Raw genomic sequence first — 14,594 nt, 5'->3', positions numbered from 1 at the left:
TCTCTCTATTTTAAATTCTTTACCTTTGATGCAGCAAAAGTAAAACAAGACATTCCCGGACCGGGTTAATGCCGGGTTAATGTTAGGTTAACGGGAAAAAAGGGATGACGAAACATGAATAATAGACCGATTAAAATACTCACTCTGTGCGGATTACTGGCCATATTGGCTTTACAGGGTATCTGGCTGTTCACGACCTACTCGACCGTCAGGAATGAAACAATCAAGAAAAGTAATGAATTATTTAAGACCGCCATCACGACTGAATTACATATAAGAATGGATAACTATACGGATGAAGACGGTAATGATGTATCGATCGAGAAAAATTTTCACATGGATCTAAGTGACAATATTGACTACAGTGATTATGCAGTCAATAAAGTTTATCTGTTTATACAAGAAACAATGGATACTCTTCTTCATGTGCCTGTTGCACTGGATAAACTGGATTCTATCTACCAGGTCCAGTTGGGGCAAGCCAATATCCACACACAGACAACCTGCAACCTGGTCGACTCCACAGGTTCTGTTCTAAACAGTTCTGTTCCTGATTTTCAATTTTCGCATGATTATCAGGCATTACAAACAGATATAACATTCATCAAATCAGACAATAGCCAGGGACTTCAGGCTGTTTTAATCAATCCTTACTGGGCTGTTTTCCGTCAGATGGGGCTGTTGCTGGTTGCAACAGGTCTTATCATGGTCTTTGTTGTCTACTGTATTCTTTACCAGATAAAAATCATCAGCAAACAAAATAAGATAGCCCGGATGAGAGAAGATTTCTCTTACGCCATGATACATGATATGAAAACCCCGCTCAGTTCCATCATCATGTGTGCCAACTTCCTGCATAGCGGACGACTGGACGATAAACCGGAGATAAAAGAGAAATACTTCACCATCATAGAAAACGAATCAGACCATCTGTTAATGTTGACCAATAAAGTGTTAACTCTTTCCAAACTGGAAAATCATAAACTGGAAATGGCCAAATCCACCTTTGAACTGCAACCAATGATGACCGACTTAAAAGAGAAGTTCACCACAAAGGCGACCAAGCCGGTACATATCACAATTAATCTCCAGGCAGATACGGCATATGCCGATGATGAATTTATAAAAGAAGCCATCAGTAATCTGCTGGATAACTCCATCAAATACTCCGGAGAATCTGTCAATATAGATATCAGTTCACAGGTAACAGATAAATATACGCTTATCAAAGTACGGGATAACGGTATCGGAATCTCCGAAAAGGATATGAAAACAATTTTCGACAAGTTCGAACGCGCCTCTGCATCTTTGCGTACAAAATCGGGCGGAACAACCGGATTCGGCCTGGGACTGAATTATGTCTATCAGGTGATGGAAGCCCATGAAGGAAAAGTGATAGTAAACAGCCTGGAAGGCGAATTCAGTGAATTTACCTTATATATTCCACGAAAAACAACAGCATCATGATAAAGTTACTTTTAGTAGAAGACGACCCGACTTTATCCTATATCATACAAAGCGGATTACAGGATATCATCGGAGGATACGAAGTCATAACCGCCGGCAACGGCATGGAAGGTTTGCAAGCCTGGCAACAGCATCATCCGGATATTATTATTTCGGATATCGACATGCCTGTCATGAATGGTTTCCAGATGGTGGAACGCATCCGTGAAACAGACGGCGATACTCCAATCGTATTCGCTTCCGCCCTGACTTCCCCCAAAGATGTGAGGGAAGGCTACAAAATAGGTGTAAACAACTACATCAAAAAACCTTTTGTTCCCGATGAACTGGATGCCCATATTCATGGATTACTAAAAATGAAGGAGGGTACAAAGACACGGAATGAAAGCGGATTTTACAAAATCGGCCGTTATACGCTGGATGCAGAACATGCTTCCCTCCGGAATGATGAGACAAACGAGAAGAAAATACTGACCGTACGGGAAGCACAAATCCTGCAACTTCTGGCAGAAAACAAAAATGAAACAATAAAACGGGAAGCAATCCTCAGCCGTTTCTGGAATACAGAAGACGATTATTTTGCATCACGTACATTAGATGTTTTTATAGCAAAACTTAGAAAACTCCTGGAAGATGACCCGCTTGTATTGATAAAAACGATAAGAGGGGTAGGATTAATGTTGGTGGATAAGTAGAGCAGAAAGATAAAAAGGGAGTCAAGCATAAAACTTAACTCCCTTTCCGCTCAGTAATTGTCGGGATGACAAGATTCGAACTTGCGACCACACGCCCCCCAGACGCGTACTCTACCGGGCTGAGCTACATCCCGTTTTTCTTTACGGCTGCAAAGGTAAGATTTTTCCTTTATATGCCAAAACTTTCGCGGTAAAAATCTAATGATTCCAGTATTTTGTCTTTTGTCACTGCCTGATTTATCTGAACCTCACCGATTTTAGACAAAAGGGTAAAGTTGATTATACCACCTTCATTCTTCTTATCATGGGTCATCAGTTCATATAAAGTTTCGTATTCTTTGCAATCAAAGACGAAAGCCGGATAATATTCTTTGATATACTGGATAACCTGGCTCAGATTGCTCGAAGGGAAACCGCATAGCTTGTGGGACAGGTATAACTCGCTCACGATACCGGCAGCCACCGCATGACCATGCAATAGAGGAAGGTTCTTTTTGAAAGAAAGACTTTCGTAGGCATGTCCAATCGTATGGCCGAAGTTCAAAGCCTTGCGGACACCGTGTTCTTTCGGGTCCTCTGCCACGATACGTTCCTTAACGGCAACCGATTGCGCCACCATCTTATTCAGGAATGCATAATCCATCTTCTGGTCGAGGTCGAACAACATAACTGTCGCATAGGTATCCATCGAACTGATCAGCGCATGTTTAATCATTTCCGCATAGCCGGATAACAGGTTATCCCTATCCAGCGTACGAAGAAATTCACAATCGATAAACACGCATTCCGGCGGATAGAAAGAACCTATTTCGTTCTTTAATCCGTTGAAATTAATACCAGTCTTACCTCCCACGGCAGCATCGACCGAGGCCATCAGTGTTGTAGGGATATTGACCGTCTTCAACCCGCGCTTGAAAGTAGCACCGGCAAAACCGCCCATATCCGTCACCATGCCACCACCCAGGTTCACCAACAGCGAGTTACGGGAAGCCCCTTCATTGGAAAGGCGCATCCAGATATTCGACAAGGCCTCCAAGCCTTTATGCGTATCGCCGGCATCGACAGTTATTACCGGAGCCTCTTTGATTGCCGGCACATCCTGTATCAGCGGATAACACTTTTCCTGTGTATTTGTATCGGTAAGAATAAACAATTTATCGTAATTCAGTGCAGCAAGGAATGCCTGTAAATCAGCTTTCAAATCCTTACTGATCACCACTTTTTGTTCGACCATATATTTTATTATTTTGCTTCTTAGGTTACAAAGGTATTATTTGTTATTCGATTATCAAAGATCAGCGCATATCAAAACAACAAAAAAGCCGGCTATCCCACATGAGTTAGCCGGCTTTTATCTTTTCACTTAGAGAAAATCCTACCAGGTAGGTCCGTCATGCCAATCTGCTTTTGCCCAGAATAAGACATCCGAATAATTGTCATATGCACCCACTTCATCCTGGAAGTGAATATTATAACTACGTTCTTTAGCAATATAGCGTAAACGGTTACAAGGATAAGGAGTAACGGCTGTTACATCGTGATCTTTTTCGTAATACATCCGTGGATAACCCGTACGACGCAAGTCACACCATTGTTCACCGCAATAGAGATAACTGAATGCGACCCATTTTTGCTCCAGGACTGCTTCCAGATTACCACCGGCATAAGGAGTTCCGTCAATATGGGTTAACCATCTTGCTTCAGCAAACTGATCGATCCAGGCATCATCGTAAACAGATTGATCCGGATTAATCACGTAACGTTGTTGTTTACCATTCAAATAGTCACTGTCACCATTATCCGTTTCCGTTACAGAACGACCATTCTGGTATTTGAACATAAACTTAATAGACTGCCTGATGCCTTCTTTGAAAGCGGCTTTTGCATCTCCGGCCACCCAGCCACGCTGGTAAACTTCAGCTTTAATAAACTGAATTTCAAAAGAAGAAATGATCTGATGATCCCAGTTTTTGTTACCCCAGAAGAATCCGTTTCTACGTACACGGGAATAGTAACCTCTGTTCAAACGAGTAAAGAACATATCGGTGAAAGTATCATAATCAGTATTAGCAGAAGCCCCCCGGAATACAGTCGGAAAAGCAATACCAGTCTTTAGAGGATCACCGACTACCACTTCACTTTCTTTATCAGTCGGTTGTTCACCATTAGCGGTTGCCATACAGTACATCAATGGCAAACGAGGGTCATCCAGCCCTTCTACCCATACACCACCGTCACCGGCTTTTTGCATACGGTTGATCATCTCAGCACTTCCGGTTTGCAGGTTATGCCAGTCAAAACCTGATCCGCCTTCAATATCCAACGGACCGGAAGATTGACGTGCAATCTTGATATTCTGTTCAATATCCTCTACAATCGGATAATCACCTTCCAAAATCTCTTTCAAAATAGCCTGCCCTTTTGAAGCCAGAGGACCTTGTGTAGACACACGCAAAGCTGCACGCAAACGGAGAGAGTTTACATAACGACGCCATAACATCATATCACCCTTGTTGATAAAGTCTTGTCCGCCAAAAGCAGAGGGCTTTTCTATTGTTGCAAATTTCTTGTCGATTTCACCCAGCCTGTCCAGGATCATTTCAAATAATTGCTGACCATCTTCATAATGAGGATTGGCATAAGAGACATCGCCATTAAGAGCTACCAGACCAATTTCACTGAAAGGAATATCGTTGTATTCACTCAATATGAAAATCATCATACCGTACAGATGAGTTTCAGCAGCCAACAAATACCCTTCATTTTTTGGCTTCTCTTCCTCAGGCAGTGCATCATATACCTCTTGCATCTTCTTGAAATCGGTCACCATCGACGGATAGTTGTTATAAGGCTGTCCGAAATCCTCATATTCATCATGATAATAAACACTTCCGCTCAAAGTAAATCCTAAAGAGTTGGATAATTTCCCCATCAACTGAGGATCATAACCGAAATAACGTCCATAAGTAGAACAAGCCCAATCGTTGGCCCTAAGCATACATCCGGACATCATTTTATCCAATGTCACCTCTGAAACCTTTGACGGATCTTTATATTTGCTGTCAAAATCATCTTCGCTACAACCATTAAATGTAACCATCGCTGCCAGCAAAGCCGAATATAGAAATATTTTTTTCATATTTTCCACGTATTAATTGTATTGTGATTAAAAAGTTGCGCGCAGAGAAACACCCACCGAACGTGTCGGAGAGGCAGAACCACCAATACTCAACTGGCTCTTCCAGTCTGTACCATTACTCGTTTCAGGATCGAAGTTAGGTATAGATTTATGGAAGTAGAATAAGTTACGACCGAATACCGACAAAGTCAGGTTCTTTATCGCAGCATGTTTAATCAGATCTTTCGAGAAGTTGTAAGACAAAGCAACTTCACGGAGTTTCCACCAATTATTCTTGAAGAATTGATACGTACCATTTGGCACTCCCGGAGCTGTTCCCCAAGCATTCTTCGACTGGATATAATCTTCATAAGCGATTACTTTGTCATTTTCTTTCCATCCTCCGTTTCCGTCAGAAACAACACCATCCAGGATTATACCAGTCTGGGCAGTAAGACCATTGTTATAAGTATAAGGTAAGAATCCTTCACCTTCACGATGTTCTGTTTCAGGATTAACACCGGTCGCCATGGTATAGCGATAGCAGTCGTTAGCGATATAGCCGCCAAAACGGAAGTCAGTCATAACATCCAATACAAAGCGCTTGTAAGCCACAGTAATACCCAAACCGCCGACAACTTTAGGCATAGCATTACCGACAAACTCATAGTCTTGTGACATCACATAATTACCATCCGCATTAACAATATTACGACCTTTATACGGGCCATCTTCCACTGTTTGATTAATAGCAGCAAGGAAATCACCCATCGGACGTCCTACATAAGAATAGTTCTTACCGACTTTGCTGGCAAAATCACCTGTTTCAATAAAATTAATACCTTCCACTAAAGATTCGATCTTATTCTTGTTGAAACCTAAGTTGGTTTTCAATTCCAGGCTGAAATCTTTCGTTTCGATTGGTGTACCATAAGCTGAAATTTCAATTCCCTTATTACTCATGACACCTGAGTTCACCCACATAGTCTCACTACCGCTGGACGGAGCCAAAGCTGTTTTCAACAACATATCAGTAATTTTCTTATTGTAATAAGAAACTTCGAAACCTGCACGGTTATTAAAAAATTTATTTTCGATGCCGATTTCAAACTCTTTTGTCTTCTCAGGCTTCAGGTTTTCGTTACCCAAATTATTCGGGACCTGATTGTAGCTCCAGCCCGGACCACTACCAAATGTATACGCCATATTAGCAGCATATGCCTCCGGGGCATTACCTACAATACCATAAGATGCGCGAAGTTTACCATAACTATACCAGGAAGGCATGTTGTCTCTGAAAGCTTCGGTATATAAAAAGCTCAAACTTCCGGAAGGATAGAAATAACTACGGCTATTCTTGGGCAGCGTAGAAGACTTTTCCTGGCGCCCTGTCAAATCCAGGAATAAAAAATCATTATAAGAAAGGCCGATTGTTTCCAACCAGGCAGTTTTCAGTAACTCCATATTGCGTTCGTTGTCATTACCAATATTGATCGTCTTATAGGAGTTACCGATCATAAATGTATTTTCAATCATCAAACCACCGTTTGTTCCAACCTGCAAACTGTTCATCTTTTCAGAACGAGCCTGCCAACCTACAGCGGCTGTTAAATTGAATTTGTCATTCAACCGTTTATCAAACATCAACATGATATCACCATAAGTCACCTGATAAAACTTAGACAAAGTAGAATAGCTACCGCTGGATTCACTTGTACTGGCCGCGGAAGGGAATGTCGTATTACTTTTATCTGTCATTTTCGAAGAAGTGTAATCGGTGGAAAGACGTCCTTTAGCAGTCAGGAACGGAAAGATTTTCCAGGTCGGAGCCACACTGGCTATCAAACGTTGCTCCAGTTCATCGCTCTCATGTTCATTGGTATCCCACAAGATATCACGCACACCTTTTGTAAAACTACCGTCCGAACCATATTTGAAAGCCTCATCAGGAGTCGGACCGGAACCTTTATCGTCATTTTTATAACCCAGGCTTGTCTTATACATTTGTTTCATTAAAGGGATATCCAGGAATGCACCGAACATGTTATCGAAACCTCCATACATACCGATAGAAGCCTGCGCACGGTTTACTACATGTTGAGAAATATAGTTGGCTGTATAATCCAAGGACAGTTTGTCATTGAACTTCAAATTACCCACCAAACTAAAATTGTGTTTGCTATACGAACCGGTCAACGCTGTAGGAGTTTCCAACAGTGTTGTATAAGAGAAACGGTTGGAGGAATTTTCACTACCTTGATTGATAGCGATGTTGTAAGTCTGGTCAGTACCGGTACGGAACAATTGTTTCCACGGATTCGAAGAAATCGGAGAATATGCGCGGGTTGATCCGTCGATATACAATACCTCCCTGCCATCATAAGCAGGCCCCCATTGATAAGAGTTATAAGCAGGATACAATTTGCCGGTTGCTGCATCTTTTCTGAAACCACCGTTTGCTATCATATCTGCCGTCCAGTCGGCATTACCTGTACCAGGGCCATATGTAGTCTGTATTTCAGGAACATAAGCAACTATATTAGCCTGAAATGTAGCGTTAACGTCTACAGTAACGCCAGCACCTTTGGCTTTCTTGCTTGTGATAATGATAGCACCGTTAGCAGCTTCCGAACCGTAAAGAGCAGTAGCGGCAGCACCTTTCAGGATGGTTAGCTGGTCGATATCTTCGGGGTTGATGTCGGTCAAACCATTGGAACGCACACTCCCCATCTGTGTACTACCCAATCCGATATTAGAGAAATCGGAACTGTTACTGCTACCTGTACCGGAATTACCGTTACGGATAGGCACGCCATTTAAGATAACCAGCGGCTGTGTATTTCCATTGATGGAAGACAAACCACGAACAGTAATGGATACACCACCGGCAGCACCACCTTGCGTGTTTTGAATTCGCACACCGGAGGCTTTACCATATAAAGCTGTAGCAAAATTTGGAGTACCCGCTTTGATCAAATCGTCTGATTTGATCGTGGTTACTGAGTACCCCAATTTTTTACTTTCCTTAGCAATACCCAAAGCGGTCACAACCACTTCTCCTAAAGCCTGGGAATCTTCAACCAGCGTGACATCTAATGTAGCTTGTCCTGTATAAGGAATTTCCTGAGCTACATACCCCAAATAGGTTATTCGGATAATAGCCCCCTTTTTTAAACCTGATAGCGTAAAGTGACCATCAGAATCGGTCACTACACCGTTATGGGTTCCTTTAACTTCAACTGCTGCTCCGATAACGGGGCCCAGTTCATCCATGACTGTACCTGTAATCCGTCCGCTTTGCTGCGCTACGGCTTCGATACCACTTTTGGGAGCCAGTTCTGCCATCATACTTCCCGGGAACGACAGAGCGAAAGCAGCCAAAACCAATTGTAATCGGTAATAGGTTTTCATTTAATACTAGTTACGTTAACAAAATAAATAATAAACAAAATAAACTCGCACTGAAATAAAAAAACACTCGCTCAAAATCTCCTTTTACTACATCTGAATGATGCAAATATAATTATTTTTTCATATTTATTAAATACATACCTATTGTTTTTACCATATTTTAAATTATTAACACAACAGCAAGAATATCAAAAGCACATATCAAATAAATAAATTAAACCAATATTTACACAAAAAGGACACTTCTTTTAACAAAGTGCCCTCTCTATAAAAACTCGTGTGTCTATCTGATTTTGGTTTTATATTTACTAACGTTATTAATAGCTACCTTTTATAATAGTAGCGCTCAGCGACTCATTTCCATCCACTATCTTATCGTTGCCATTGAAAGAACGAAGTTTCCAGAAATAATAGCAATCGGCGCCGCTGCCCACAACACAGAAGACACCAATAAAAAAGCAGACATCATTTCCTGTACAAAGACCATGTATAAAAGGAAGTAAACCAATTAGAACAAACGGAGTCAGCAACGCTATCCGGTAATATTTCAAAAGTAGCGGTTTCTTCACCAGAAATCCTAATGTCTTCCAGTCCGTGTTCCAATGGAGCGCCCGGCGATCTTTTCCGGTAAACCAATACAGCAGACCATATTGAAGCAAGGTATATACTATATAACAAAGAGCCATAATAATTGTACCTTTTATAGATAAAGCCTGTAGCCTGACAGTGTTTCCCAGTTCATATCCGGCGCCATAACTCGAGCCATCTCCCCAAATATAGTTGAACAATATAACTCCGCCTACGACAAAAAAGAACAGATTGAGCAATATCGTTATATTTGCCCGGGCCGCACTCACTTTCACTTCTACCCCTTCCGGGTGAGAATATTCTTCCAAATTCTTTTCTTTTGTTTCCATATCGTTTGTTTTTATTTGATTTCTATACCGCAAAGATACAGGAGAGTAAAGAAACAGAATGTTATCTCAACGTTATCTTTACGTTAAGATAAAAAGGGAGGATGCCGGAAAAACGAAAATGCCTATCTTTGTCAACGAAATCAAAGTATTATGACGAAATCATTCTACATTATATTAACAGCCGCCGCCTCTTTAATTGTCCTTTTCCTAATGGGACAATGGATCGGGCGAAGTTATTCACTGACCAAAGAGCAACTGGCACGACAGATACACGAATCCTTCTGCCACGCCACCGAACGTTACCAAACAAACAAAACAAAAAACCTCCCGACCCTCTTCCGGGAGGAACTCGACAAATACCATCTCGACAAACTGGCATTCCGCATAGATACGGTTTTCCTGAACAGCCCCGATATTGTTCAACGGGAAAGCATCCGCTATTTCACTGATTACAATGACTTATTCAACAAACAACACACTTTTGTTTTTCCAATCAATGACACACAGGGAATACGAGCTTACATAAGAAATCCGCGGGCAGGCTCTATCGGCAAGCTGCTCTACTTTTTCTTCGGAACGACTATTGCACTGGGGATTCTTCTGATCTGTATCCGGAAGCAAATCAAAATTATCAAACAACAGGACGAGATCGCACGAATACGGGAAGACTTCTCCTACGCGATGATCCACGATATGAAAACACCTCTCAGCTCGATCCTGATGGGTGCCCGTATCCTCCGAAGCGGAAAGCTGGACGGAAAACCGGAAAAGAAAGAGAAATACTTCGACATCCTGGAAGAAGAAGCACAACACCTGCTGGCCCTGACCAACAAAGTGCTGACCATCTCCAAGCTGGAACACGGGCAATTACTGCTTGAAAAAAGCCTGATCCCTATCCGCCCGATGTTGGAGGAACTGACACAGTTATTCACTGCCAAGACGAATAAAACCGTCACTTTCCGGTTAAACATAGATGCGAAAGATATATTTGCGGATGAAGAATATCTGAAAGAGGCTGTCAGCAACCTGATAGACAATGCGATCAAATATTCCGGGGAGTCGGTCGAGATACAAATCACTTCCTGCCGGTATAACCAATTCACACAAATCAAGGTAAAAGACAACGGGATCGGTATTTCCCTTGCTGCACAGAACCATATATTCGACAAGTTCGAACGGGCTTCGATCAACCGGAGCAATGCTGCCGACGGTGTTACAGGTTTCGGCCTGGGACTGAATTATGTCATGAACGTCACCCGCTCGCACGGCGGCTATGTCAGCGTCGAAAGCCAGGAAGGAAAATACAGTGAATTTACCATCTCATTACCAGTATCCACCACAGAAGAAACAACAGTATGATCAAATTATTATTAGTAGAAGACGATGCCAACCTGAGTTATATCATTCAGGGAGGATTGGAAGATATGATAGGCGGTTATGAGGTGATCATCGCCTGCAACGGGAAAGAAGGCCTGGAGAAATACCGGCAGGTAAAACCGGATATTATCGTTGCCGACATCGAAATGCCGGTCATGGACGGCTACGAGATGGTGCGCCGTATCCGGGAGACAGACAGAGAGCTCCCGATCCTTTTCTCATCCGCCCGTGTTTCACCGAAAGACGTGGTAAAAGGGTATGAACTGGGAGTGGACAATTATGTCAAAAAGCCTTTCCTGCCGGAAGAACTGGATGCACATGTCCGCGCATTGCTCCGCATGAAGCAAGGGAATACGGAAAAAGTTAAAAACCAGACATGGACAATAGGCGGATATACATTGGATCCGGCACAGGCGACTTTGCGCCATATCTCCGGAAGCAGCCACTTGCTGACACCCCGTGAGAACGGGATACTGGAACTATTATTTCGTAAACCGGGAGAAATTATCCGCCGTGAAATCATTTTAGACAAATTCTGGAATACGGAAGACGATTACTTTGCTTCCCGCAGCCTGGATGTCTTCGTCACTAAGCTCCGCAAACTATTGTCACAAGACGAAAAAGTCAGTATCAAAACGATAAGGGGGACCGGTCTGATGATCACGATATCCTGACCTACCAGGCAAGAAGTCAAGGCATTGGCAAATAAATATTCCTGACTTTGAATAATTTCTCATATATTTCCACTAAGTTTAACCCTGATTTTAATCATATATACATCCCATATATTTTTATTATGTCATACTATTAAATTTAAACGAACCATGAAGAAAGTTTTCCTATTCCTGAGTCTCTGCCTGTTGGTCGCGTCATTCGCCAACGATGCCGCCGCGCAGCAACAGAAACCACGTATCGGCGTTGCCGGTATACAAATCGAGAACAGCGTATTTATGCCCAACAGGCAACCGATAGTCGGAAGGCCGCTCACTTTGCCGGATTATCTGAGTCCGGATTCCGCCATGGGACAGGCCGCAACATGGCTTCCCTCCCTGATGGGCCGTGGCGGTGGCCGCGGACCGGTTACGAAAGAATCATACGACGCCTTCGTCAACGAAGCGCTTGAAATAATAAAGGCGAACATGCCTTACGATGCTTTCTGGTTTTACAATCACGGGGCATGCAGCGTGGATGGAGTTGCCGATCCGGAGGGTGAGTTTATGGAAAAAGTCCGCAGCGTTATCGGTAACGACGTTCTTGTTACGACCACTATGGACCTTCATGGCAATGCATCCTGGCTCGTAGCCCTTAACTCCGACCTGATTACAACTTACCGCAAAGCCCCTCACGATGACTCACGTGAATCGCATCGTCGTGGCGTAGTCAATCTGCTGGATCGACTAGCCTCCGGTAAAGGACGTCCAGCTTATAAAGCATGGGTAGCCGTTCCGGTATTAGTTTCCGGAGAATGGTCGAGTACGCGTGCCGAACCTGCCAAATCGCTTTATGCCATGGTTCCCGAAGTTGAAGCAATGCCGGGCGTAATAGATGCAGGTATCTGGATCGGTTATGTATGGGGAGACGACCGGCGCAACCAGGGAGTAGTGATGGTTTACGGTGACGACAAAGCACAGGTAGAAGCAGGCGCAAAGAAACTGGCGCAAAAATTCTGGGATGTCCGCCGTCAGTTCACATTGGAAGCTCCGGGGCATCCGCTCGAAAAATGTCTCGATCTGGCCCTGGCCAGCGACAAGAAGCCTTTCTTTATCAGCGATATGGGTGACAATCCCGGTGGTGGCGGTTCAGGCGAAGTTACATGGACATTAGCCCGGGTATTGAAACGTCCGGAACTTCAATCTCCAAATGGCAAAAGCCTGCTTTACTGTTCTATTCCGGGAAGCGAGATGGTTGAAGCCGCACGTAAGGCTGGTGTAGGCGGCCATGCAGAAGGATATGTAGGAGCTATGACGGACAATGCTTATGAACCTCCTGTCTGGTTATCCGGCACGGTAATATATGTCAGCCCCGCTCAGGATCAGAACCAGGCCTCCGAATCTCCATACAGAAGACGCAGCGATATCGCTATTATCAAAACAGGAAGTATTTATGTCGTCGTGGGAACATCTTCCCCCACACCCAACCTGGAAGGTACCGGGATAGATCCCCGTGAAATGGATATTGTAATGGTGAAACAGGGTTACCTGGTAAACCAATGGTATAATATGAAAGCAGACTGGGTGATGGCTCTGACCCGCGGCGGAGTGGATCAGGATTTCAAAAGCATTCCGTATAAAAACATCGTCCGGCCTATGTTCCCATTAGACCCGGATATGCCGGACCCGGAACTGAATGTTATATTTGTTCCCTCGGCAAAACATTTGTACGGAAGATAAACACCTACATAGTTAGTAAGACATAAAAACCGTTCACCTGTCACCTTTTAGTCAATAAACAACTGGAATAAAACACATTAAACGGCAATTATCAGGGTGAATGGTTTGCCAAAAAGGTGAATGGTTACCTGCAACCGTTCACCTTTGCCTACTAACACTTCTCCAATAATAAACTACTCAAAAATCAATAACCTATTAAGACAAAAGAAACAATCAACTGCCTTATTCACCCAGGTCGGTAAGTTTTTCGATAATGGTCAGTAAGCTTAACGACCTACGTCGACAAGCTTAACGACAGCCATCTTTATATTTATAGGTAATATGTTTCAGACTAATAGAAAAGAGATTGATAGTTAGTTTCCAATAGGTTTACTGTTAATATCCGGTATACAAGAAAAAATCAGCAAAGTACTCCGATGATTCGGGACTTTGCTGATTCAATATCGTGTGAATAGATTACAATTCGTTTATGTCTTCAACAGACAGGCCGGTGCACTGGGCAATTATCTCAATATTAACTCCCTGATTTTTTAAGTTGGCAGCAATTTGACGTTGTCCTTCGGCTTTCCCTTCGGCTTTCCCTTCGGCTATCCCTTCAAGCTTGCCTTTTTTCATGCCTTTCACCTCTGCTTCCTCTACCGCATATTCCAGCGTATTGCGCCAGTCACGGTAAATCTTCAGGTTCTCATCGTAAACTGCCCGTTCGTGAGAAGTCATTGCATTCAGGTTTGCTACATCAAGCAGGCGTTTGAAAGCATCATTTTTCTCCTTAAACGGAGACATATCAAATAAATTCATATTCTTCAATATATAAACCATATTCTCCAGAGGCGTTTTGCATTCCTCTTCTCTTAGATTGAACAGATCGAACGACAGATAAATCTGTTTCAGTTTGACCTCGCCAAAAGTTTTACCTGTCGCCTCATTGGCCATTACCACATCGGTGCGCCAACTCTGAAATTCAGGCAGACTAAAGTTCAACAGGTAGATGCCATATACCGGAAGCAAGCTATACTTCCAGTCAGCTCCGCTCTCTCCCTGACGAGAGACTAGTCGACAAATATAATAAAATCCGCAGTTAAAGAAATAATGTTGGGGACAATTCTGTAATATATAATAACTTCCAAATAATCCACTAAAAAAGAATCCATTCCAACAATTTTTTCGCTCGTCGGGACACGTGCTCGCGCCCCTTGCCGCTAAGGCGTTCCCCGAGCGA

10 protein-coding genes and 1 tRNA gene are annotated in these 14,594 nt (G+C 43.0%); 5 read left to right on the top strand and 6 right to left on the bottom strand.

Annotation, left to right across the window (positions count from 1 at the left end; genetic code table 11):
• Positions 1 to 114: 114 nt before the first annotated feature.
• Together NBH14_RS26045 and NBH14_RS26040 are read left to right on the top strand one after the other, a co-directional pair.
• Entirely contained in the window at positions 115 to 1,467 is a 1,353-nt protein-coding gene (locus NBH14_RS26045; RefSeq protein ID WP_186961670.1) for a sensor histidine kinase, read from the top strand.
• Entirely contained in the window at positions 1,464 to 2,162 is a 699-nt protein-coding gene (locus tag NBH14_RS26040) for a response regulator transcription factor (RefSeq protein WP_009859806.1), read from the top strand. The genes NBH14_RS26045 and NBH14_RS26040 overlap by 4 nt, the downstream gene beginning before the upstream one ends.
• A 60-nt stretch (positions 2,163 to 2,222) precedes the next feature.
• Here NBH14_RS26040 and NBH14_RS26035 read toward each other — a convergent pair.
• The 5 genes from NBH14_RS26035 to NBH14_RS26015 all read right to left on the bottom strand — a co-directional run bounded on the left by NBH14_RS26035 (position 2,223) and on the right by NBH14_RS26015 (position 9,608).
• Positions 2,223 to 2,296, bottom strand: a tRNA-Pro gene (locus tag NBH14_RS26035).
• 35 nt (positions 2,297 to 2,331) lie between these two features.
• Positions 2,332 to 3,396, bottom strand: coding sequence for a 3-dehydroquinate synthase (gene aroB / locus NBH14_RS26030; protein ID WP_186961669.1), 1,065 nt, complete (start codon positions 3,394 to 3,396; stop codon positions 2,332 to 2,334).
• A 141-nt stretch (positions 3,397 to 3,537) separates the two neighbouring features.
• Complete coding sequence (locus NBH14_RS26025) at positions 3,538 to 5,301, bottom strand: SusD/RagB family nutrient-binding outer membrane lipoprotein (protein ID WP_186961668.1); 1,764 nt, start codon at positions 5,299 to 5,301, stop codon at positions 3,538 to 3,540.
• 27 nt (positions 5,302 to 5,328) lie between these two features.
• Positions 5,329 to 8,691 carry a SusC/RagA family TonB-linked outer membrane protein gene (locus NBH14_RS26020; RefSeq protein WP_186961667.1) on the bottom strand — a complete coding sequence of 1,121 codons (3,363 nt, stop codon included), beginning with the start codon at positions 8,689 to 8,691 and terminating at the stop codon, positions 5,329 to 5,331.
• 317 nt (positions 8,692 to 9,008) lie between these two features.
• Positions 9,009 to 9,608: a DUF3267 domain-containing protein gene (locus tag NBH14_RS26015; protein ID WP_186961666.1), complete on the bottom strand. Its 600-nt coding sequence runs from the start codon at positions 9,606 to 9,608 to the stop codon at positions 9,009 to 9,011.
• 150 nt (positions 9,609 to 9,758) lie between these two features.
• Between NBH14_RS26015 and NBH14_RS26010 the strand changes: the two genes are divergently transcribed.
• The 3 genes from NBH14_RS26010 to NBH14_RS26000 all read left to right on the top strand — a co-directional run bounded on the left by NBH14_RS26010 (position 9,759) and on the right by NBH14_RS26000 (position 13,375).
• Positions 9,759 to 10,967, top strand: a complete 1,209-nt coding sequence (locus NBH14_RS26010; RefSeq protein ID WP_186961665.1) for a sensor histidine kinase — start codon at positions 9,759 to 9,761, stop codon at positions 10,965 to 10,967.
• Positions 10,964 to 11,659: a response regulator transcription factor gene (locus NBH14_RS26005; protein WP_186961664.1), complete on the top strand. Its 696-nt coding sequence runs from the start codon at positions 10,964 to 10,966 to the stop codon at positions 11,657 to 11,659. Before NBH14_RS26010 ends, NBH14_RS26005 begins: the two co-directional genes overlap by 4 nt.
• Positions 11,660 to 11,809: 150 nt before the next feature.
• Positions 11,810 to 13,375: a M81 family metallopeptidase gene (locus NBH14_RS26000; protein ID WP_186961663.1), complete on the top strand. Its 1,566-nt coding sequence runs from the start codon at positions 11,810 to 11,812 to the stop codon at positions 13,373 to 13,375.
• A gap of 456 nt (positions 13,376 to 13,831) precedes the next feature.
• Here NBH14_RS26000 and NBH14_RS25995 read toward each other — a convergent pair.
• A partial coding sequence (locus tag NBH14_RS25995; protein ID WP_250817879.1) for a PD-(D/E)XK nuclease family transposase occupies positions 13,832 to 14,594 on the bottom strand: 763 nt, incomplete at its 5' end.

Origin of the sequence: Parabacteroides caecihominis (assembly GCF_023656785.1) — a bacterium.
Lineage (GTDB): Bacteria > Bacteroidota > Bacteroidia > Bacteroidales > Tannerellaceae > Parabacteroides > Parabacteroides segnis.
The sequence above is the reverse complement of the archived record's forward strand: the minus strand, read 5'-3'. Positions and strand labels throughout refer to the sequence as shown.